At 42.7% G+C, this 22,793-nt stretch carries 22 protein-coding genes; 14 read left to right on the top strand and 8 right to left on the bottom strand.

Translation table 11 applies throughout. The features are described 5' to 3' along the window. Positions 1-83 precede the first annotated feature (83 nt). Entirely contained in the window at positions 84-857 is a 774-nt protein-coding gene (locus BA724_RS08210) for an alpha/beta hydrolase (protein WP_069938177.1), read from the top strand. Between the two features lie 169 nt (positions 858-1,026). Here BA724_RS08210 and BA724_RS08205 read toward each other — a convergent pair whose 3' ends face one another. The 3 genes from BA724_RS08205 to argC are packed head-to-tail and all read right to left on the bottom strand — an operon-like array spanning position 1,027 to position 3,977. Further along, positions 1,027-2,166, bottom strand: coding sequence for an acetylornithine transaminase (locus tag BA724_RS08205; RefSeq protein WP_069938176.1), 1,140 nt, complete (start codon positions 2,164-2,166; stop codon positions 1,027-1,029). Beyond that, positions 2,163-2,927 (bottom strand): acetylglutamate kinase, encoded by a 765-nt coding sequence (argB, locus tag BA724_RS08200; protein ID WP_069938175.1) that lies wholly within the window; start codon positions 2,925-2,927, stop codon positions 2,163-2,165. The genes BA724_RS08205 and argB overlap by 4 nt, the downstream gene beginning before the upstream one ends. A 12-nt stretch (positions 2,928-2,939) precedes the next feature. Beyond that, a complete protein-coding gene (argC, locus tag BA724_RS08195; RefSeq protein WP_069938174.1) occupies positions 2,940-3,977 on the bottom strand; it encodes an N-acetyl-gamma-glutamyl-phosphate reductase in 1,038 nt (345 codons plus the stop codon). Positions 3,978-4,142: 165 nt separating this feature from the next. Between argC and BA724_RS08190 the strand changes: the two genes are divergently transcribed. The 4 genes from BA724_RS08190 (at position 4,143) to BA724_RS08175 (ending at position 7,360) form a co-directional block, all read left to right on the top strand. Next, positions 4,143-4,706, top strand: coding sequence for a thioredoxin family protein (locus BA724_RS08190; protein WP_069938173.1), 564 nt, complete (start codon positions 4,143-4,145; stop codon positions 4,704-4,706). A 25-nt stretch (positions 4,707-4,731) separates the two neighbouring features. Further along, the gene (locus tag BA724_RS08185; RefSeq protein ID WP_069938295.1) at positions 4,732-5,646 is read left to right on the top strand and encodes a diacylglycerol kinase; all 915 of its coding nucleotides are present in this window, start codon (positions 4,732-4,734) and stop codon (positions 5,644-5,646) included. Between the two features lie 105 nt (positions 5,647-5,751). Further along, a complete protein-coding gene (locus BA724_RS08180; protein WP_069938172.1) occupies positions 5,752-6,180 on the top strand; it encodes a MarR family winged helix-turn-helix transcriptional regulator in 429 nt (142 codons plus the stop codon). Further along, positions 6,173-7,360, top strand: a complete 1,188-nt coding sequence (locus tag BA724_RS08175; protein ID WP_069938171.1) for an MFS transporter — start codon at positions 6,173-6,175, stop codon at positions 7,358-7,360. Before BA724_RS08180 ends, BA724_RS08175 begins: the two co-directional genes overlap by 8 nt. Before the next feature lie 33 nt (positions 7,361-7,393). Here BA724_RS08175 and BA724_RS08170 read toward each other — a convergent pair whose 3' ends face one another. Continuing rightward, a complete protein-coding gene (locus tag BA724_RS08170) occupies positions 7,394-8,209 on the bottom strand; it encodes a YheC/YheD family protein (RefSeq protein WP_069938170.1) in 816 nt (271 codons plus the stop codon). A 23-nt stretch (positions 8,210-8,232) separates the two neighbouring features. Next, positions 8,233-8,997: a YheC/YheD family protein gene (locus BA724_RS08165; RefSeq protein ID WP_069938169.1), complete on the bottom strand. Its 765-nt coding sequence runs from the start codon at positions 8,995-8,997 to the stop codon at positions 8,233-8,235. A gap of 160 nt (positions 8,998-9,157) precedes the next feature. On the opposite strand from BA724_RS08165, the gene BA724_RS08160 reads away from it, so the two are divergent. The 3 genes from BA724_RS08160 to BA724_RS08145 all read left to right on the top strand — a co-directional run bounded on the left by BA724_RS08160 (position 9,158) and on the right by BA724_RS08145 (position 13,217). Continuing rightward, entirely contained in the window at positions 9,158-10,543 is a 1,386-nt protein-coding gene (locus tag BA724_RS08160; protein WP_069938168.1) for a UDP-N-acetylmuramoyl-tripeptide--D-alanyl-D-alanine ligase, read from the top strand. A 148-nt stretch (positions 10,544-10,691) separates the two neighbouring features. Next, entirely contained in the window at positions 10,692-11,603 is a 912-nt protein-coding gene (locus tag BA724_RS08155) for a C40 family peptidase (protein WP_069938167.1), read from the top strand. Positions 11,604-11,993: 390 nt separating this feature from the next. Then, positions 11,994-13,217, top strand: coding sequence for an ATP-grasp domain-containing protein (locus tag BA724_RS08145; RefSeq protein WP_069938165.1), 1,224 nt, complete (start codon positions 11,994-11,996; stop codon positions 13,215-13,217). 145 nt (positions 13,218-13,362) lie between these two features. Here the strand turns inward: BA724_RS08145 and BA724_RS08140 are convergent, their stop codons facing one another. Then, a complete protein-coding gene (locus BA724_RS08140; RefSeq protein ID WP_069938164.1) occupies positions 13,363-15,534 on the bottom strand; it encodes a YheC/YheD family protein in 2,172 nt (723 codons plus the stop codon). 178 nt (positions 15,535-15,712) lie between these two features. On the opposite strand from BA724_RS08140, the gene BA724_RS08135 reads away from it, so the two are divergent. The 3 genes from BA724_RS08135 (at position 15,713) to BA724_RS08125 (ending at position 19,765) form a co-directional block, all read left to right on the top strand. Beyond that, positions 15,713-16,138 carry a CotY/CotZ family spore coat protein gene (locus BA724_RS08135; protein ID WP_069938163.1) on the top strand — a complete coding sequence of 142 codons (426 nt, stop codon included), beginning with the start codon at positions 15,713-15,715 and terminating at the stop codon, positions 16,136-16,138. A gap of 164 nt (positions 16,139-16,302) precedes the next feature. Next, positions 16,303-18,033, top strand: a complete 1,731-nt coding sequence (locus tag BA724_RS08130; protein ID WP_069938162.1) for an ABC transporter ATP-binding protein — start codon at positions 16,303-16,305, stop codon at positions 18,031-18,033. After that, positions 18,005-19,765 (top strand): ABC transporter ATP-binding protein, encoded by a 1,761-nt coding sequence (locus BA724_RS08125; RefSeq protein WP_141719899.1) that lies wholly within the window; start codon positions 18,005-18,007, stop codon positions 19,763-19,765. Before BA724_RS08130 ends, BA724_RS08125 begins: the two co-directional genes overlap by 29 nt. 51 nt (positions 19,766-19,816) lie before the next feature. Here BA724_RS08125 and BA724_RS08120 read toward each other — a convergent pair whose 3' ends face one another. Next, positions 19,817-20,233 carry a pyridoxamine 5'-phosphate oxidase family protein gene (locus BA724_RS08120; protein ID WP_069938160.1) on the bottom strand — a complete coding sequence of 139 codons (417 nt, stop codon included), beginning with the start codon at positions 20,231-20,233 and terminating at the stop codon, positions 19,817-19,819. 301 nt (positions 20,234-20,534) lie between these two features. On the opposite strand from BA724_RS08120, the gene BA724_RS08115 reads away from it, so the two are divergent. Then, entirely contained in the window at positions 20,535-20,816 is a 282-nt protein-coding gene (locus BA724_RS08115) for a hypothetical protein (protein WP_069938159.1), read from the top strand. Beyond that, the gene (locus BA724_RS08110; protein ID WP_083256140.1) at positions 20,813-21,043 is read left to right on the top strand and encodes a DUF2085 domain-containing protein; all 231 of its coding nucleotides are present in this window, start codon (positions 20,813-20,815) and stop codon (positions 21,041-21,043) included. The genes BA724_RS08115 and BA724_RS08110 overlap by 4 nt, the downstream gene beginning before the upstream one ends. 106 nt (positions 21,044-21,149) lie before the next feature. On the opposite strand, the gene BA724_RS08105 is transcribed toward BA724_RS08110, so the two are convergent. Then, on the bottom strand, positions 21,150-21,911 hold the full coding sequence (locus BA724_RS08105) for a TSUP family transporter (protein ID WP_069938158.1): 762 nt from the start codon (positions 21,909-21,911) through the stop codon (positions 21,150-21,152). A 101-nt stretch (positions 21,912-22,012) separates the two neighbouring features. Here BA724_RS08105 and BA724_RS08100 point away from each other — a divergent pair, with 101 nt between their 5' ends. Then, entirely contained in the window at positions 22,013-22,786 is a 774-nt protein-coding gene (locus BA724_RS08100; protein ID WP_069938157.1) for a TrmB family transcriptional regulator, read from the top strand. Positions 22,787-22,793: the final 7 nt, after the last annotated feature.

Below are 22,793 nucleotides of genomic sequence, written 5' to 3'. Positions count from 1 at the left end.
TCCAACTTGACTTGTCGGATAAGATACGTTAAAGTGTACATATCTTATAAAAATAATCGGAATTAAAACGGAGGACCGAAAAAATGAGAGAAGAATACGCAGTAATGCCGGGTGCAGAGTCATTTTATCTAGAAGGAAATGAGATTGGAATTGTTCTGTCTCATGGATTTATCGGTACGCCGCAAAGTGTCCGGGACGTGGCGGAAGCACTGAACAAACAAGGGTTTTCTGTGATTGCACCGCGGTTAAAAGGACATGGTACGCACCAGGCCGATATGGAAAAATGCACACACGCTGACTGGTATGAAAGCTATTCACGGGCGTACCGCTTTTTGAAAAAACGCGGCAAGCGCATCTTTTTAATGGGGCAGTCAATGGGCGGCACCCTGACATTAAAGTTTGCGGCAGCTCATCAGGATGTTGAGGGTATCATCACGATTAACGCTGCACTCACATTGCCTTCACTTGATCATTTACGAAACGATCCTGCCCCACGTTTTATTCCTGAAGGGCCTCCTGACATAAAAAAAGAAAATGTTCATGAAATTACCTATGAGGAGGCGCCCGTTGCTTCTATTCGTGAACTGCAAAAATTGATGAAAGAAGTACCGTCTGTCTTAAGCCGAATTCAAGTCCCCACGCTTTGTATAAAGTCAGCAGTGGATCATGTTGTGCCGCCGGAAAATACGTCGTTTATTTACCAGTCCATCTCATCATCTCAAAAACGGCTCATCACGTTAGCTGATTCGTATCACGTGGCAACGATGGACCATGATGCAGACAGCATTGTCGAAGCATCAGCAGGTTTTATTAAATCTATTGCGTTTAAGCAGGACCAATTGAAAAAAGTTCTTTAAAATAAAGGAAGGCTGCCCATTTCGGGCAGCCTTCCTTTATGTGCGCCGGTATTTTTCATTTATGGCCGGTATGTAAAGAGTTAACGCCGGTATATTGATATTTTGGCGTTATCACAACGGTTTCCGGCGTTATTTTAACGATACCGGCGATAGCCGTGCAAATGGTATGTTATTTCTTTAAAATATCGGCGATCACTCTGACTGCTTTTTCGATTTCTTCCTCTGTCACATTAAGAGGAGGGAGAAGGCGGATCACGTTTGTCCCGGCCGTTAAAATAAGCAGGTTATGCTCACGCGCTTTTGCAATAAATGGACCTGCTTCCTCGTTCAGTTCAATGCCGACCATTAATCCTTTTCCTTTGAGCTTTTTGAAAATCGTTTCTTCTTTTAAAGCTTCATCCAATAAATAACGAAGCTTTTCCCCTTTTTTCGTTACATCTGTTAAAAAAGAGTCATTAAAAATCGTCGATAACGTTTCTTTCGCGGCAGCAAGTGCAACAGGGTTTCCGCCGAATGTAGAGCCGTGAGAACCGGCAGAAAAAGCCTCGGAAAGAGAGGATCTGCCGATAATCGCCCCTAATGGGAAGCCACTTGCGATGCCTTTGGCGACTGAAACGATATCCGGATTCAAGCCGATGTGCTGGAATGCGAATGGCTTGCCCGTCCGGCCAATCCCTGTTTGGATTTCATCGATGATAACGAGTGATTCATTTTCATGGGCCAATCGCTCTGCTTCTTTTAAAAAGTCCGCATCGCCTTCGTTAATGCCGCCTTCACCTTGGATGACCTCAAACATGATTGCGGCTGTGTTGTCATCCATTGCTGCTTTCAGTGATTCAATGTCATTCATCGGCACATATTCAAAAGATTCAAGCATTGGCCCGAAGCCCGTTTTAATTTTATCCTGTCCGGTCGCCGCCATTGTTGCAAACGTACGCCCGTGGAAGGAGTCAACGAATGTAATGACTTTTGTGCGGCCGGTTGACTTACGTACGAGCTTCAGCGCTGCTTCATTCGCTTCAGCGCCGCTGTTTCCGAAAAAGACGAGGTCCAGTTCAGATGCATCAGCCAGCTGTTTCGCCACGTCTTCCTGCAGCTCAATTTGAAATAAATTTGATGTGTGCCAAAACTGATTCAGCTGGTCTTCAACTGCTTCTTTGACGTTTTCCGGTGCATGGCCGAGGTTGCATACGCTGATACCGGACGTGAAATCAAGGTATTCTTTTCCATCTTTTGCGGTAAGATAGGCGCCTTTTGCTTTAATTGGTGTGACGTCCCATCTTGCATACGTAGGGAATAAATGGCTCAATTTGTTTCCTCCTTGTTAAATAAAGTACCGTCCCACTTTCCATCTTCATAAAACGGATTTTTGCCGGAGACGATATGAACGTGTCCGCAGCTTTTGAGTGCTTTCAAGGCTGTATTGACTTTCGGAATCATGCCGCCGCTGATTATGCCAGTTTCAATCAGCTCGTTTGTTTCCGTCGCGGTCAACGTCGGAATTAATTCACCGTCTTTTAGTACGCCAGGCACGTCTGTCACCATAAGCAAGTGATCAGCTGCTAAAGCGTAAGCTGCCGCGCCTGCTGCGTGATCGGCATTGACGTTTAAGACAGTTCCATTCGGTCCTTTTGCGATCGGTGTTAATACAGGAAGAAGACCTGCCTGCAGGAAAAGTTCAAGTGCTTGTTTATTTACAGTCGTCACATCGCCGACAAAACCGAGTTCTTCTTTGTTAATAAAGTCAGCCTGCAAGATGCCTTGGTCGCTTGATTGAACGCCAATCGCTGGAATGTCATGATCTTCGAGCATACGGACGAGCTTCCGGTTCATGCTGCCGGACAGCACAAGTTCCGCCGCTTCTAAAACTTTTTTTGACGTCACACGAAGACCATTTTTAAATTCGCTTTCCACATTCATTTTCTCAAGCATCGCATTAATCTCTGGTCCGCCGCCATGAACGAATACGATTTGGTATCCGTCCGCTATGAGCGATTTCATGCTGGAGAAAAAGCTGTCCGACAGTTCTTTTAAGACGCTTCCGCCGCATTTTACGACTACTGTTTTCATAGATTCTCCTCCTTATGGGTACATCGGGAAGCCTTTTAATCCCGCTGTTTCGTCAAACCCAAACATAATATTCGCGTTTTGAATGGCTTGTCCCGCCGCCCCTTTCACAAGATTGTCGATAACAGAAACGACCACAAGACGGTTCGTGCGTGTATCAACATCAACTGAAATATCACAGAAATTCGAGCCGGCCACTTCTTTAATGCCGGGGAATTGTTTCGATGGACGGACACGGACGAATGGATCATTTTTATATGTATCCGCGTAAAGAGTATGAACCTCTTCTGTTGTCATCTCTTTTGAAAGCGGAGCGTACATTGTTGCCATAATACCACGTGACACTGGCAATAGATGCGTTGAAAACGTGATTGGAGCGACCTCTTCATTCCACCAGGAAAGCTGCTGTTCAATTTCCGGAATATGCTGATGCTCATTTACTTTATAAATACGGAAGTTATCGTTCATTTCTGCAAAGTGAATGAGCGGAGAAAGACCGCGTCCGGCTCCGGATACACCCGATTTTGCATCGATAATAATGTTTTTCACATCAATAATGCCATTTTTCACAGCGGGTGCAAGCCCTAACAGCGCTGCGGTGGGGTAGCAGCCCGGATTAGACAAAACGCTCGCTGATTTCACATTTTCCCGGTTCCATTCAGTCAGTCCGTACACTGCATCTGCTATAAATTCTTTTGGCGCCGGATCTTTTTTGTACCACTTTTTATAATCTTCTGTTTCTTTCAATCGAAGATCACCGGACAAATCAACCACTTTTGCGTGTCCGCCGGCAAGCTGCGGTGCAAGCGACGCTGCGGCCCCTGATGGAACGGCTAAAAAAACAACATCGGATTCAGTTTTAATCGCTTCTGTATCAATTTTAGTAAGCGGAAGGGGACAAATGTCAGCTAAATGCGGGTATTCTTCTGTTACGGGCACATCATCTTTGCTTGATGAATAAACCGCATGTAAGTCGAAATTTGGATGATTGGATAAAAGACGTATAAGTTCAATGCCACCGTAGCCGGAAGCGCCAATTACTGATGCTTTCATGAGAAAACTCCTTTGTATTTTTATTTATATTTTTTCATAATTATTAACTTATATTCTATCATTATAAAATTGTCCCCACTTTAAATCAACCGATTTTGTCAAATGAGTAGTTTTTGTGCATAATGGATATGGGATGTTTTGAAAATCCGTAACGGAGGAACAAAAATGAATCTACAGGAATGGTTTGAAAAAGGACTGACACCTGAAGAATATATACATGATATGTCGGAGCATAAGGAAGACCTTCTTCACGTACTGAAGAATTTTCATTTGTCCGGTGAAGAAGTTTCGCTCATCGACAAGCTGAAGGAAGCAAATTGGCGTGTTATAGTGTTAACAGAAGACTGGTGCGGTGATGCGATGGTAAACGTGCCGATCTTGCTTGCAATGGCGAAAGCAGCTGAGATGGACGTCCGGCTTTTACATCGGGATGAAAACCTTGAGTTGATGGATCAGTATTTGACAAATGGCACGTCTCGAGCGATTCCGATTTTTATCTTTATTGATAAAGAGGGCCGCGAGCAGGCTGTCTGGGGACCGCGTGCGCCTGCTGTGCAGGAAATGGTGACAAATTACCGATCATCTCTTCCGCCGCGTGATCATGAAGAATTTGAAGGAAAAAGCCGTGAAATGATCGAAAAGCTGACAGAAACATACCGGACGGATGAATCAATCTGGCAGGAAGTGTACCGCAGCATCAAAACAACAATGGCGGAACGATTATATTAACAGCAGAAAGACTGGGATAAAGATGATAAAACGTGCACGAATTATTTATAATCCAACATCTGGGCGTGAGCTATTCCGCAAGCATTTGCCGGAAGCGCTCGAAAAACTTGAGAAAGCCGGCTATGAAACGTCTGCACATGCGACAACGGGTGAAGGTGATGCCACATATGCCGCACGAATCGCTGCGGAACGAAAATTTGACGTGGTGATTGCGGCAGGTGGTGATGGGACATTAAATGAAGTTGTAAATGGTCTTGCCATGCAGGAGCACCGGCCAAAATTCGGCGTGATTCCAATGGGTACAACGAATGACTTCGCCCGTGCGCTGCACATTCCGCGGGACATTCAAGGCGCGATTGATGTCATTACAGCGGGTGAAACGATTCCGGTGGATGTCGGAAGGATGAATGATCGGTATTTCATCAATATTGCCGGCGGCGGCCGGTTAACCGAGCTGACGTATGAAGTGCCAAGTAAGCTGAAAACGATGCTGGGCCAGCTGGCGTATTATTTAAAAGGAATTGAAATGCTGCCGTCCATTAAGCCGACAGATGTGAGGATTGAATATGACGGCCGTGTGTTTGAAGGTGAATCGCTTTTATTTTTAATTGGCTTGACGAATTCCGTTGGCGGCTTTGAAAAACTCGCACCGGATTCATCGGTTAATGATGGGCTGTTTACGCTTATTATTTTGAAAAAAACGAATCTTGCGGAATTTATTCGGATTGCCGGTCTTGCGCTGCGAGGGGATCATTTAAACGATCCGCACGTTATTTACACGAAAGCGAGACGGATCCAGGTTCAGTCCAGTGACACAATGCTCATTAATCTTGATGGTGAACTTGGTGGGGAAATACCCGCTGATTTTGAAAATTTATACCGTCATATTGAAGTTTTTGCGCCAATTGAAAAGCTTCGTCCACAAGATCGAATTTATTAATGCCTGACTGCTTCGGTGTACCGAAGCAGTTTTTTTATGGAAAAGTATTTCGTCAGGCGAAAAATATGCTACAATAGTTACCTAGGAAACTAATTGGAGGATAGGATGACAACTCATACATTATTTCATACAATTCATCAGCTATCACGTGAACTGACCAAACAAGTCAACGATACACTGCAGCCATTTGGCTTATACAGTGCACAGTGGGCGGTGTTATTCGTTCTGAAGACAAAAGGGAGCATGTCACAATCCGCATTATGTGAGTACCTTGCTGTTGAGGCACCACCAATGACCCGGACGGTTCAGCGGCTGGCGAAGCAAGGATATGTCGGGCAAACGCCGGGTGAAGATAAGCGGGTGAAAGTGATTCATTTAACGGAAAAAGCGCAGCAGGCTTATCCGGAATGGGAACAGGCTGTTTTGTCTATGAACGACCGGCTGTTAGAGTGTGTGCCTGAAGAACAGCGTGTTTTTATGCAGTCGATGCTTAATGAGTGGCTTGGAAAGATGAAAGGGGATTTACATGAATAAACCAGCGTTATGGACAAAAGATTTTATTGGCATTTCTTTTACAAATTTCCTCTTATTTATGACATTTTATTTTTTGCTGGTAACATTGCCGGTTTACGTTTTAAATGAATTGAACGGGACGGAGACTGAAGCTGGACTGGCGACGACGGTCTTTTTAATTTCTGCCATTTTGATTCGGTTTATTTCGGGACAGTGGGTGGAGCATTTTGGAAAAAAGAATGTATTAATTGCCTCGCTCGTTCTGTTCCTCGCGGCGTTGATCATTTATCCTTTTGTAAGCGGGCTGAACGCGCTGCTTATTCTCCGTTTTTTCCACGGCATCGGATTCGGCATGGCAACAACGGCTGCCGGCGCAATTGTGGCAGATATCATTCCGAATTCACGCCGGGGAGAAGGAATGGGTTATTATGTGATGTCGATGAATGTGGCGATGGCAATCGGTCCATTTGCGGGGCTTTTCATCATGAATAAATGGGGAATTGGAATGGGGTTTACCGTCTGTATGACGGTTGCATTCATTTCGCTTCTGATCAGCTTTTCGCTAAAAAAAGATGAAGCTGCATCTGAAAAACCGGCTGGCAAGTTTAAACTTGATTTGTCGCCAGGTAATTTAATCGAAAAATCGGCGTTGCCCATTGCGCTGACTGGAACGTTTTTTGCTATTGTCTATTCCGCGATTTTGTCGTTTGTTTCTGTGTACGCGCAAGAACTGCACATTGGTGAGGCAGCCGGATTCTTTTTTGTTGTATATGCCGTTGTCATTGTACTGTCACGTCCGTTTACAGGCCGCTGGTTTGATCTTTACGGTGCAAATGCTATTGTGTACCCGTCGATTGTGTTATTTGCTGCAGGGATGCTCTTATTAAGCCAGGCTGGCGGTACAGGCCTCTTTTTAATTGCGGCAGGTGTAATCGGTCTTGGCTGGGGTACCTTATTTCCCGGTTTTCAAACGATTGCGATTTCTAAAGCACGGCCGGAGAAAAAAGCACTGGCTACGGCGACGTTTTTGTCACTGTTTGACCTGGGCATTGGCTTTGGCTCCTTTGTGGTCGGCATTGTCGCCGCAGGCCTCGGTTTTAAAATGCTTTATGCGGCATGCGCTGTTTATGTTCTTGCCGGTTTGATTGTTTATTATTTTGTACAGAAAAATAAAACAGAACCCAAACATTCTCCTCAATAATGAAATGAATGGAGCCTGTGGACATCGTCTTATTTATATAGACAACGTGCACAGGCTTTTTCGATTTTTCATAGAAAAGATGCCTACGTAAATGAATTCCTCATTTTTTTTTCGGTTTTCTACAATTTGTTTCCAGGTCTGCTTGTCGCTCTGTGTGAAACCTCCAATGCCCGGCGTGGTATTCACTTCGAAAATAAAAGGCTTCAGGTTTTCATCTAATCCAAGGTCAATCCCGCATTTCCGGCTGGGATGCTTGTGTACGATAACTTCTGCAGCCGCAATAGAGACTTCTGATAGTTTATTTAATATATTCTGCTGCTCCTCTTTTTTTACTTTGAGAAAATGGAAAAATAAACGCCGCATCGGCATTGCAAAAGCCCCGCGGCGGATATTTGTTATGCCATGTTCTTCATAAGCGGCAGATCCATAAATACCTCCTACAATCGCTGCACCGTTTACATGCTGCACATGAACCCGAATGTTAATAGGATGACCGCGAACTGAAACACTGTTAATACCTTCTTGAATAATATAGGGGCTAGTTCGCCCAAATCTTTCAAAAGGCTGCAAGACTTTATGAATTTCATCGATATTCAAGACTTGCTCAACTTCTTTTCCTTGAAGGGAATACCCTTTCAAAGAGTATGAGTGCCCGTATTCTTTGACGAGTCTGTAAACACCTCTTCCTTGTCCGGACGTATCATGTTTAATAAACACAACAGGGTACTGATTTGCGAAATAACTGAGATTTTCTTTTGTATATTGTGCTGTCTCTGGAAGATGCTGTTGAACAAAAGGAACATTTTTAAGAAGCTGATACTGTTCAAGCTTCCCTAACGCCTTTTTCACATTCTTTACCTCCTTAAATGCTGCTATTTGGTTGAATCGCTCATTTTCTTTCGATTTGCTACGATTTGTTCCCACATCTGTCTATCGATCCGAGCGAAATCTTCCATTCCGGGCGTTGTGTTTATTTCAAAAATAAAAGGCTTTAGGTTTTGGTCCAATCCTAGATCGACTCCGCATTCCCGGCAAGGATAATGATTTGCTATGACTTCTGAAGCCGCCACTGAGACTTCCATCAGTTTGTTTAATATATCCTGCTGCTCGTCTTTTTTCACTTTGAGAAAAATGAAAAATAAAAGCCGCATCGGCATCGCGAAAGCCCCGCGGCATATGTTTGTTATGCCATTTTCCTCGTAGGCGATTGATCCGTATATACCCCCTACGGCAGGTTTTCCGTTTACGTGCTGCACATGAACCCGAATGTTAATGTGCTGTCCTTGAACGGAAACACTGTTAATGCCTTCTTGAACAATATATGGCTGCGTTCGGCCTAATCGTTCAAAAGGCTGCAATGTTTTATGGATTTCATCGATATCCATTACCTGATCTACTTCTTTGCCCTGAAGAGAATAACCGCTCAAAGAATAAAGGTGATCGCTTTCTTTAGAGAGTTTATACACGCCTCTTCCTTGTCCCGACGTATCGTGTTTAATAAATACAACCGGATAACGATTGGCAAAATAAACGAGATTTTCTTTTGTGTATTCCGCGGTATCTGGAAGGTGCTCGTGAACAAGAGGATGGTTTTGAAGCAAACGGTACTGGTCCAGCTTGCCTAACGCATTTTTCATATTCTTCACCTCCTTTTATCTAGTTTATTTACTGTTAGATTATGCATTCGCAGCTTAATCGTGTGGGTTAACCGGCAATGGTAAGCGAAGTAGAACTAGATTTATGTACAATCAACAAGCCTCCGCAAATCATATAATAAATGAAAAAAGGAGGGCAATAATGGAACCAATCCTGTTAAAAGACATCCGCGAAGTACTAGAAGGAGAGTTAATTTGCGGAACGGAAGATTGGCATATAAAAAATGCCATTGTGTATAATCGTCATCCATTAGAGGAGCCATATACACTTATTTTCTTAAACAAAAAAGAATCCATTTATTGGGGTCATTTCGCGCAAATGGCTCCGTGTGTGGTTGTAACGGATAAACCCATAGAAGATATTAGACACTTGTTGAACAAAACAACTGTTATTCGTGTGAAAAGTATGATCCAGTCTTATTGGACATTTATTCACTATTACCGTTCTCTTTTCAAGATTCCTGTTACGGCTATTACAGGAACATGCGGCAAAACAACAGTAAAAGAAATGATCAAGCATATATTAAGCAAGTCCTATACTGTGCAGGCATCAGAAAGCAGTAAAAATGAACCGAGACGATCTTTTCATTATCTGTTAGGCATTAATCGCCAGACCGATATGGCCGTATTTGAAACCGGCTTGGGAAACATAGGGAATATCAAGCACCAATGTCTTATTTATCAGCCAACCATTGGCATCATTACGACCATTGGTGCGCATCACTTAGATGGGTGCAAGACATTAGAAGGGTATATTCAAGCAAAAGGTGAAATGATTGAAGGGGTGGCGAAAAACGGTACGCTGATCTTGAATGCTGATGATGAGAATATAAAAAAATTATCATTGGATTCGTTCGAAGGCCGCGTCGTTTATTTTAGTGTGGGCAGCCCGTCTGAATTTCAAGCGGTCCATGTTTCCTATGCGAAGAACGGGATGACGTTTGACCTTGTATACAATGAGAAAACATATCCTGTGTTTATCCCAGGATACGGTGAACATCAAGTGTACAATGCGTTAGCGGCAATCGCCGCTGTTCACCAGATGGGTATCGGGATTGATGAAGCTTTAGAAAGATTGGCTTCATTTCAAAACATGGAACGGCATCTGGAAGTATCAGCTGGAATGAACGGATGTACAATCATTGATGACACATGGACGATCAATCCAACTTCTGTCGAGGCGGCATTAAAAGTAGTAGATGAACTTGGAAAAGGAAAGAAAACGATTGTAATACTAGGTGATATTAACCGTCTTGGAGATTACGAAAAAGAGTATCATCAGAAAGTAGGCAATATGGTAGCGGAAAGAACGTTTGATACATTAATAACCATTGGTGAGAAAGCAAAGGAAATAGGCCGCCAAGCGTTACAAGATGGGTTTAAAGGCAATGTGCATCAGTTTCAAACAGTAGAAGGTATCCTCGAGATAGTAAAAGATAAAGTAGATGAACATACCTTGCTGCTCATAAAAGGACCTATGAAAAGCCGCTCAATGATTGCGCTGGCGCAACAATTAAAAATGCTTTAATCCTAGGTATTTTGTCTGTTTTATTTTTAAAAAAAGAAAAAAGAAGAAAGGAATGGGAAACCCGGAAACAACTACTAAGGGTTTCCCATTCTTTTGGGTGTTAGAATAGACGGTGTTCATCAGAATAAAAACGTTTTAGGAGGCACCAATGAGAAAACAAATCATTACAACCGCTTTAGCTTCAATGGTTGCTTTTTCAGGCATAACAATAACAGGTCTTGATCAGCCGAAAGCACACGCTGCCACTGTTGCACAAAGCAACCAAGCAGCAGTAGGCGCAAAAGCGAATGAATTAATCAGTACAGCAAAAGGATTAATGGGACAAGCAACATACAGCACGGCTGTTTATAAAAAAACAGCTCCTTACAAATTTTCTTGCGCGACATTCTTAAATTTCATATTCGAGAAACATGGGGTAGATCTTGCTACTTACAATGAGAATTATATGATGAAGCAGGGAACAGCCGTGTCCAAAGCAAACCTGCAAAAAGGGGATCTTGTTTTCTTTGACAGCAATCGCGGTGATAGTGAACCAGCTGATCATGTTGGAATGTACATAGGGGATAATAAAATTATTCATATGGCAGACTCCAAACAAAACATTGTCATCTCAGATTTAAACAGCAAAGCGTATTACCGGGACAATTATTTAACGGCCAGACGAGTGCTGCCATCGTTGATGTCTGCAAGCCCGGCCACAAAAGGGGACAAGGTCGTCGCTTCTGCTTACAGCTTGATGAAAAGCTCTCAATCATCCTCTTTAACGAATGCCGCTTTTGTAAACCGTGTATTCCAAAATAATGGGGTTCAGCTGGGAGCAGCGAATCTAAATGAGCAAATGAAGAAGGGGACATATGTTTCCAGAAGCCAGCTGAAAAAAGGCGATATTGTCTTTTTCAATGGCACGAAAGGATCAACGAAACCAACTATGGCAGCCATTTATGCCGGCGATCATCGACTGGTTATGAAGACGTCAGAAGGCGTAATCTCCCGGGTTATTTTCGTAGATTGGTATGATCAGCACTATTTAACGGCCAGACGCGTTATTACAGGTCAGTAAGAAAAGAAAGAGACTGTCGACAAAGTCCACATTCGTTTTTTTGAAAATTTACATTGTCGAAAAAGGCAGGTATCTTTCGGAGAAGCAGGCTCGTTTTTCATCTGGAGCCGATAGGTGAAACCGCCTGGACTTCGCGCACCTTAAGGCAGTGTGGGAGTTTTCTCGCCTGCCCCATGTCCATGGAAAGCGAAGCTGTGTGCCCGCCGCCTTATTGGCTCCCGTCAAAACAGCGCTCATGTGAAGAAGCAAAAGAAGAAAGCAGCATGGTGCTGCTTTCTTTTTTTTGTTTGAAATTCCAGGATGAAGGGCGAAAGACCATTCAAAAATCAATTCAGTTCATACCCTATATAGACACTTGAATGTCGCTTTAAAATAGGGAGGGTAAGGTTCGTGAAAACCATAGTCTTTATTGGATTAAATAAATCAGGTTCTAGCAGAGAAGCAGTGAAAGCGGCAGAACAATTAGGGTACTTCACAGTCGTTTTTACAAACAAAGAACGGCAGCTCCAGCAAAGAGAGGAGTACCCGGATGTGCATCAACTCGTTTTATTGGACATAAATGATATTAACGTGTTAAAAACACATATCGCATCACTGCAGCATAAAGGGCATACGATTACTGCTATCACAAGTTTTGTTGATCAATATGTGCATACGGCGTCACGGTTAGCGGATGAATTTTGCTACAACTATTTATCAACAGACGCCATTTATATTATGGAAAACAAAGAAGAAACACGAAATTATCTCTCGAATGAGCCATATACGCCAACATTTTTACTCGTAGAAAAAAATGCCCCTATTTCATCCACTACCTTTCCGGATCACTTAACGTATCCTGTTATGGTCAAATGTCCAAAATCCACAGGCTCAAAAGATGTTCTTTTTGCAAAAGAAGAGGAAGAATTAGAAAGAAACGTATTAAAATTAAAAGATAAATATCCCGAAGAAACACTGATTATTGAAGAGTATATTGATGGAGAACAATATTTAGTTGAAGTACTCGTATTTAAAGGGCAAATAATGATCGCGGCGATTATCGAACAGGAAATTACAAAGGGTAAACGGTTTATTGTAACGGGTTATGGAGTGTTGGCCAATGCTGCGCCTGAAATAGAAGAAGGTATTGAAGAGATCGTTGACTCCATCGTTACTTCCTTAGATATTCAAAATGGGGCCTTTCATCTTGAACTAAGACGCAGGGAAGATGGATGGAAGCTAATCGAGATCAATCCGAGAATTTCCGGCGGTGCGATGAATAAAATGATTCAGGCGGCATTTGGCTACAGCTTAGTGGAGGAAACACTCAAGATGCTGTTCGGAGAAACCCCGTCTTTAGAAAAGAGAACCAATCATTTTGTATTTACACAGCACGTGATTGTTGGCCAAAAAGGCATATTAGAAAAAGTAACAGGGAAGAACAGGGCGTCAAAAAGTAAGAACGTGGCCGAAGTATATGTAAAACCGAAAAAAGGCACGCTGCTTGTTCCGCCGTTGTCAATGGGGCATCGCTATGCGTATGTTATCGCGACAGGCAGGACGCTGGAGGAAGCAAAAAAGTACGCAAAAAAAGCGGCTCAGGAAATTCAGTTTTATTTAAGAGTAGAACAATAACAACAAGCCTATTTTATATGGGCTTGTTGTTTTTGTATGGAAAAAATGCGGAGAAAGAAAAGAGCCATTAAAAAAAGAAAAGCCCCTCCAATACAGACAGCGTTCTAAGAGGACCAAAGAACGTCTATATGGGAGGGGTATTGTTTTATTTTAAACCGTAAATGTTATCTAAAAAGGCCACCGTGTCAAACATATTTGTTTTGCTTGCGCCTTTTATAAGAATCGTATCCTTTTCCTGAAGGATTTCCTGCACGTATTCATGCATTTTATCTTTGTCTAAAAAGTGCTTGACGGCTTCTTCCGGGAAGGAAGCAGCTATAGCCCCTGCTCCAATAGCATCTGCTCTATAGCCATAAGTGATGATAAGGTCAACATTCTGCTCAGCAAGGTATTCACCCACTTTTTGATATTGCGCATCACGCAGGTCACCGAGTTCCCGCATTTGGCCCAATATCGCAATTTTTCTGGCAGGGGCAATATTTTTCAGTACATCAATCGCCGCCATAACAGCTTGCGGGTGAGAGTGAACAGTATCGTCGATCATCGTAATGGAATCTTTTAAATGATAAATAGTCATTCGGCGGGGCGGCTTCCGGAAGAGAAGACCAGATTTAATTTCCAGTGGTGAGAAGCCTAAATAATCAGCGGTTGCTATGGCATTCAAGGCATTGTATACGTGATGCTCACCAAAAATTGGGATAAAGAATTGATGCTCATCGTTATGAAGAACCATTTTGAATGTCATTCCGCTTTCTGTATAGGCCACATCGTATGCCCGATAATCAGCGTTTTTTTTGATCCCCGTTGTAATAATTTTCCCCTGGAATTCTTCTGTTTCAAGATATCTCGAATTATCATCATCAGCATTTATAAACAGTACGCCATTCTGCTTCATTCCATGAATTAATTCTGATTTTGCATGGGCGATTCCCCGAATATCACCATCAAAATTGCCGATATGTGCCATGCCAATATTTGTGACAATGCTCATGTTTGGCTGGATAATCTCGCAATGTTCCGTAATGACACCAGGGTAAGCCATCCCATACTCAAGAACAATTGCTTCATGGGTTGAATCGATGGCATCCCTATGCTTTTTCGTATGCTCCGTTGTATTCCAATAATCTTTTGATTCGAAAATATTCATTCTCGTTTTAAAAATAGAGGAAACAAAAGCTTTTGTTGTGGTTTTGCCGGCGCTTCCCGTTATGGCCACAATAGGAATTTTATTTATGTCCAGTTCCTTTTTCTTTTTTTGCTGAATTTCCTTTTTTATTTTATCCTTATTTTTTGCTAAGTAGAGGGCATAATGAATCCCATTCTTCACGACATCCATTTCTAAGTAAAAGGCTGGCGGGCAGCCAGGACGCCAGTTTACTTCATAAATCCAGATTTTTTGATCTTGATCTAATCCGACATCAACCCCAATTTCATCGATTACTTCCTGATATTCACGCATTTGGAGGTCATCAAGATGACGAGCCAGGGAAAGAGAAAAATGCTCAAGCTTCCGCTTAATGTTAAATGCCTCTTCTTTACTAAATTCCTGCTTTAAAAAAGGAGCAAGATAATTGGTGTAGCCGCCATTATTAATATTAGTGACAATCGTGCCTTCGGGTGCAACACGTGGATAAATTGTTGTAACCACCCATTTTCCGTCGCCGTCTTTTTGAACATGAAGACGGAAATCATATGCAAGACCAGCCTTTGTTTTGCTGCATATGTAAGGCTGGATAATAAATGTATTCTTTTTAAAAAGCGGATCAAAAAAAGAGGATAGCTGTGCCTGGCTGTACCGGATGTCTGTTGAATCTTTGTTCACGACATATTCGCTGCCATCTGTTTGAATAAAATAAATTCCCTGACCTTTCCGGCCATCAATTGGTTTTACGATGACATTGCTAAAAGCATTCATAAAGTGAAAAATATCGTTTGAACTTTTTATTGTTTTGGTCGGAATTAAATAGCTGGCAAATTCTTTCCCTTCTTTTAATCTTTCGGCCACATTCCATTTGTTCCCTATTGAATGTGTGGTAAAAGGGATGGTCTCTTTCAGCTTTTGAATCACGCTTTTTGCTTTCGCTAACTTTTCGGGACTTCCAGTATTATAGATAACATCGGGGAACGGAACAGTTTGCTCTTTCCACTCTCCTTTTTCATAAACGTAGCCATGAATGCGCTTTGTCACTAAATTTACACAGCCAGGTGAGAAATAAACAAAATCTGCTCCTTCTGCCTTTGCTACAATGGCGTAAGCATAAGACTTGATAACGGTCCTGGGGTCCTTTCGATGATGAAGCATGCCGATGAGCGTCAATTGAATTCCCCTCTCCTTAAATAAAATCCTACATTAGTAGATGCAGACGAAAGGCGTTGTGTGAAGAACGAATTAAAAAGGACAGACCGTAAGACAAAAATAAAAAAGCGGGCTTTTTCACCTCTTTAGGAAAACAGCAATACGCTATAAATAAAAACTCTTGAAGGAGGGGAAGGTCATGCGCCATTCCAGAAATGGCCTGCTTTATTTTTTAACGGTTTTAAAGAAGCAGCAAGATCAATTAAAAGGGATGAAAACAGATATTTGCAGCAGCCTTTTAGCAAAGCTTTTCGATGCAGATACAATTCCGATTATGCTGAAGGTGGACAGTGAATACTTTGAGGCAGCTGGATCGAAAGACAATTGTCTATTTCGGACGAAATACTTCCGCATTGAAAGCATCGATGAAGAAAAGGATACTGTCATACTTTCATTGCTCCAGCCTTTTGACATTTATAATTGCGTCACATCTTATTTTAACGAGCTGTCTCATTTAGAGAGAACCGATACATGCGTCACGTTATGGATAGGCAGCATTAACGCACTTCAATGTTTAGACATCGACTTCATGACAAAAAAAGTAATCATCGAACCAAAATGGTAGTGATTCCTCTGGCTGATGAAAAAGCTGGAGATTTTTTTTCTTTTATTTAAAAAAGACAAGCCCTGCTAAAGCAAATATCGCGGGTAAGCCGGCCCCTTTAAACAAGCGGATTTTTTCCATATTTGCTACACTGGTTGTAAGAAGAAGCGGAAGAAGGAATGGGTATGAATCGTGTTTGGTCGTTGTTAATGCCGTATCGTATCAAGATGGCATTCGCCTGGGGGCTGATGCTGTTGGAGCTTGCGGTAGAACTTATGCTGCCAATTTTAATGGCGAAAATGGTGGATGACGGCATTGTGGCAGGAGAAATGAATGCCATTTTATACTGGGGAAGCATTATGATCGGGCTGTCGCTTTTTTCATTTGCAGCCGGAATCACAAATTCGTTCATTGCCGCCCGGATCGGCCAAAATTACGGATTTGATATACGAAAAGAGCTCATTGAAAAAGTGCAGTCTTTTTCATTTGGGCAATACGGTCATTTTGATACGTCTACACTTATTACAAGGATGACAAATGACGTGACCCAGCTTCAAAATGCGGTTTTTATGAGCCTGCGGATTATGCTGCGCGCGCCGCTCATGATTATCTTTGGCACCGCGATGGCACTGTTTGTTCACTTTAAACTTTCACTCGTCCTGCTGGTGACCGTACCGGTGATGACGTTTTTTATGTTGTTCATGATGAGAAAAGGAGCAGGCATGTTTCGCCGTGTGCAGCTGAAACTTGATAAAGTAAATAGTGTCATGCGGGAAAATTTAAGCGGAATCCGTTTAATTAAAGCATTTGTCCGCAGCGGCCATGAAACGTCACGGTTTGAACGGGCGGGTAAAGCGCTTATGGATGAAACGATTCGCGTGATCCGCACCTTTGAAAGCATCGTCCCAATTTTGCTGCTTGTTATGAACGGCGGACTCATTTTTATTTTATGGTTCGGGTTTGTGGAGATGCAAAACGGCACGGCAACGACGGGTGAAATTGTTGCCATCATTAACTATGCGGCGCGAATTATCATTTCACTGTCGATTTTCACATTTATTACAATTGCGTTTGCCCGTGGTAAAGCATCCGCTGTCCGCATTGATGAAGTATTAACGATTGAACAGGAACAGCAAAAAAGCGTGACGAAAGAGTACCCGGATGCTGGTGATTTAGTTTTTGAGAATGTCACGTTTACATATCCGGGTGGAAAGGTTCCGGTGCTTGATTCACTTTCAATGAAAGTAAAACGCGGAAGTATGGCGGCCATTTTAGGTGAAACAGGCTCCGGCAAATCAGCGCTGCTGTCGCTTATTCCACGCCTATATGAACCAGATGAGGGCCGCCTTATGGTCGGCAGACGCGACGTAAGCCGGATGGATATCCGCATGCTGCGCCGCCAGATTGGCTTTGTCCCGCAGGAATCACATTTGTTTACAGGGTCGATTATTGAAAACATTCGCTGGGGCAAAAAAGACGCGACAGAAGATGAAGTCATTGAAGCCGCGAAAAAAGCGCAAATTCATGAAACGGTTGCGGCACTCCCGGATGGATATGATACGATCATTGGACAAAAAGGAGTTACGTTATCGGGCGGCCAAAAGCAGCGATTGTCCATTGCAAGGGCGCTTATTCGCCAGCCGGATATGTTATTGCTTGATGACAGCACAAGCGCGCTTGATGTGAAAACGGAAGCCGCGCTCATTGAAGCCATTACGTCCGAGCGATGCACGATTTTGATTGTGACGCAAAAAATTTCAACCGCAGAGCAGGCGGATTGTATTTACATGATTGAAGAGGGTAAAGTGGCGGTTTCTGGCACGCATGATGAGCTGGCCAGTGAAAATGGCTTATATAAGCGGCTGATGGATTCGCAAGGGAGAAAGGATGGGGCATATGAAGCATCCGGGCAGTAAAGCGGGGACAAAACCAAAAATCAGCAATATGTCTGTCACGCTGAAACGGATTGGCCGCTATTTGCTTAAGCGAAAAGGAAAGCTGGCTTTAACGATGACAATGGTCACGCTCAGTTCCGCACTGGCGCTCGCCGGTCCATTTTTAACCGGTCTGGCCATTGATGATTATATAACATCCGGCGATGCACAGGGGCTTTTTTGGCTGCTTGCTGGTCTCGCGCTTGTATATATGGGCTATTCACTCGTGACTTTTTTGCAAAACTATTGGATGGCGGACATTGCACAAAAAACAGTGTATGAACTGCGGGATGACTTGTTCCGCCATTTTCACAAACTGCCGATTTCTTTTTTCGATAAGCGCCGCCATGGTGAATTGATGAGCCGGGTGACCAATGACATCGATAACATTAGCAGCACGTTAAACAGTTCCATTATCCAAGTAGCATCGGGTCTTTTGACGCTTATAGGCTCCATTGTCGTTATGCTTTATTTAAGCCCGCTTCTAACGGTTGTGACACTGCTTATCATTCCGCTTATGTTTGGCGGAATGAAATGGATTACCAACCGGACAGGACCGAGATTTAAAGAGCAGCAGCGCCACCTCGGTGACTTGAATGGTTTTATTGAAGAAGCCATTTCAAGCAGGCACATCGTCAAAATGTTTTCACGCGAGGACGAAATGATCGATGAATTCATGGAAAAAAATGAGCGGCTGCGGGAAGCCGGCTATTTGGCACAGGCGTATTCGGGATTTATTCCGAAGCTGATGAACTTGCTGAATAATGCGGGTTTTGCGGTAATTGCGCTCGCCGGCGGTATTTTAGCGCTGAATGGACATGCGACTGTTGGTACGATTGTGATTTTTACCGAATACGCCCGTCAGTTCACACGACCGCTTAATGATCTTGCCAATCAATACAACACAATGTTATCGGCTGTGGCCGGGGCGGAACGTGTTTTTGATATTATGGATACAGATGAAGCGGTTGATGGAAAGGAAGGAAGGCAGCATAAACTGTCTGGTCATGTCGTTTTTGAGGATGTATCTTTTTCTTATGAAAAAGGGAAAGAAACGCTGTCGAACATGTCATTTGAAGCATCGATTGGTGAAACGATCGCACTTATCGGACCGACGGGATCAGGTAAAACAACCATTATGAATTTGCTGGCCCGGTTTTATGAGCCGGATGGCGGAGCTATTTTATTTGATAGTGTGGACAGCAGCGAGATAGCAGGTTCTGTGCTGCGCGGCCAAATGGGTTTTGTTTTGCAGGATACGGTGTTATTTGAAGAGACAGTGATGGAAAACATTCGCTACGGCCGACTGGATGCGACAGATGAAGAAGTGATCGAAGCGGCGCGAAAAGCCAATGCCCATTCGTTTATTATGCGTATGCCGGATGGCTACGCGTCAAAATTAAGTCAGGACGGCTCGGGCATCAGTCAGGGACAGCGGCAGCTTCTATCCATTGCGCGGGCCATTTTAGCTGATCCGGTTGTTCTTATTTTAGACGAAGCAACGAGCAGCATTGATACGATTACAGAGCTCCATATTCAAGATGCACTTGGCCGGTTGATGGAAGGGAGGACGAGTTTTGTGATCGCTCATCGGCTGAACACGATCCAGCGTGCCGATCAGGTAATAAAGCTGCAAAACGGCAGCATCGAAGCAATTGGCTCTTATGAAGAAGTTGTTTTGGATTCCTATACAACTGGACATAAATCAAGTTAAATGGATATAAAAAAGCATCGCAGGCGATTGTGCGATGCTTTTTCTTCTTAATTATAGCTCCAGCGTTTGCGGAGGCTGTCCTTTTTTATTCATTAAGCGAATTTGATCCGGATTAATTTGCAAAATAAGCAGCTTCGGATCTTCTGGACCATCAAACCAAGGCTCTAAATGTTCGTTCCATACTTTTTCTTTTAAGCTTTCGTCATCTGACTCAATCACTTTTCCTTCGATTTCCACATATGTGTCCCCGACGCCTTCTCCTTCATATCCAAGCAGAATATGTGTATAAGGGTTTTGCTCAATATCTTCAGTTTTATGCGTATCTTTGCTCGTCACGGTATAAAGGGTTAAATCATCGTTGAAAAATGTCATGTAGCGCGAACGGGGCTTATTATCGTGAATTGTTGCCATCGTTCCGACACGGCTTTCTTTTAAAATAGATAAGACTTGCTCTTTCACTGAACTCATTGATTGATCACTCCTTATGTTCTATTCTGTACTATTCCACTTTTCTCTTGAATTAAACGCATGAATTAAACAAATAAAAAACACTCAAAGCGAGTGTTTTTTATTTGAACCATTATTCCGGCTGCGATTTTACTAAAATATTCACATGGTTTTTTGCTTTCATTAAATGCCGGTCCATTCTAATTTGATTTATACTTTTCCAGGCACGATGGCCGGTTCGTAAATCGTTTCCACATAGTAGCAGCTTACTTCTTCATTTACCATATATTTAAGGAAGCACCTATATTGATGGAGGGAAAAGATGGTTTTTCTCAGCTTTTATGCCGCTCTTATTTGTATAATCGGCAGTATTGTCGGCTTAACCCCGAATCCAGACAGCGGTGAGCGAATCATCCTGTTCATTTGGCTTGGATTTGGCGTGATGTTATTTGTTTACACGGTGTATTGGTACAATAAGCGGCGAAAAAAAGGTAAAGATGATGACTGTCCAGGCTTGGACTGTCCAACATCAACGATCAACAAACGAATATTTGACTGCGATCGGGACGGAGACTGCGACTGTGGTCCGGATTGTTCGTTATGAAAGATTTTTTAACACTTCAATTTATGCCGTGCCATCGCCGCCCGGAGCATTCTTTAATTGTAAAAGGAAAGAAGTTTCCAGTCTGTTATCGCTGTATGTTTATCTTAATCGGCTTTTTTATGTCGATTCCAATGGCCTTTTTTACACTGCTTTTTTCCGTTATTCCGTCTTTTTTTGCTGCCGTTTTGATGAATGTGCCGGGGCTGATCGATGGGTTTACACAATAGAAAAAATGCCGCACGAGCAATAATTCTCTTCGAATCGGTACAGGTTTTTTAACAGGTTTTGGACTGGCACCGTTCGTCGTGGCATCTGCAAAAGCAGGGACCTTTTTTATTGTGAACTGAAAAAGTCATATACATTTTTACTGATCAATAAAACTGTGACGATGATAAATAGAAGCCGAACGTACGTCGTTCCTTTTCGAATCGCGAATTTTGATCCGGTCAGAGCACCGAGAATCATCGCCACGCCCATTACCAGCCCGTATGAAATGTGAACCATATCCATCGTCAAAAACAGAATCAATGCGGCGATGTTGCTTCCGAAGTTCAACAGTTTTGCATTGCCGGCAGACTGCATGAAATCAAAACCGAGCAATAGGAAGGCAAACAAAATAAATGAGCCGGTCCCAGCACCAAGAAAACCGTCATAAAAGCCAATAAACAAAATAGCCGTCATAAACAGCACGGCTTTTTTCCAACTTAGTTTTTTATACGTAGACACGCTTCCCCAATTCTTTTTAAAGATTGTATAAACTGCAACGGCGATGAGCAAAACGAGAATAAGCGGCTTTAAAATATCTGGAGAAACGTAACGAACTGTTATTGCGCCGAGAAGAGAACCGATAAACGCGATTGGAAACAGCTTGCCTGTCAGACGGAAATCAACTTTTCCAGCTTTAATAAAAGCAATCGTACTCGTCAGCGCACCCATTGTGCTGGACAACTTATTAGTCGCGACAGCAGTAGCTGGTGGAAGTCCTGTTGCAAGAAGAGCGGGAATGGAAATTAGTCCTCCGCCCCCGACTACCGCATCGATAAAAGCTGCTAAAAAACCGAAAAAAAATAACGTAAGAATGATCGTTTCGTCCAAATAAACACCTCGCTTATAATAGTTACCACTGTAATAGTAACTATTATTTTTCGTTTTGTAAACATGATATGATAAGAAAAAGAAACGTTCTGGAGGGCAAAATGGACGAACTTATTCAAAAAATACAATCGATTGGCTTTAATCAATACGAATCAAAAGCGTATGTCACACTTGTGAAAATCGGAACATCAACAGCGTATCAAGTCAGCAAAGAATCCGGCATACCGCGGGCGCGCGTATATGATGTACTGAAAAGTTTGTCTGCCCAAGGAGTGGTGATTCAAGAAGAAATAAACGACAGTGTTTATTATTCACCCCTGCCGGTGGATGTTTTTTTGTCCTCTATTCAATCCGAGTGGGAAACGAAATTTTCATCTATCCACGAATCATTAAAAATGTTAGAGGCGATTCAGCCGGTTCCGGATAACCGGGTTGCGTCCATTCAAGGACAGGAATCAATTCTTGCATTTTGTGAAACACTTCTAAAAAAAGCCAAACGAAAAGTGATTGTTTCTTTATGGAGCGAGATGTATGAAATGCTAGAACCGCTCTTGAAAGAAGCAGCGCATCGTTGTAAGATGAAGGGTATTGTTTTTCAAGTAATCAATCCGATCACTGGACTTGATTTGCATCGCCAGACAAGTTTTGTTGAGCAGATTGGGCATAAAAAGTGGTTTATTTTATCCGTTGATGGCAGCGAAATGCTATATGGTCCATCTGTAGAACAGCGCGATAACGCTTTTTATACGGATGATCCGGTTCATATTTATTTGCTTGAAAATTATGTATGGCACGATATATTAGTCAATCGCCTTGTGAAGGAAAAAGAACTGGAAAAATGGATTTCTGCAGAGCGGAATGAATTTTTTAATTAGAAAGAGG

The sequence above is a fragment of the Domibacillus iocasae genome (genome assembly GCF_001750285.1).
GTDB lineage: Bacteria > Bacillota > Bacilli > Bacillales > Domibacillaceae > Domibacillus > Domibacillus iocasae.
Note: the sequence above shows the minus strand (reverse complement) of the source record. Positions and strands in the feature narration are given on the sequence as shown.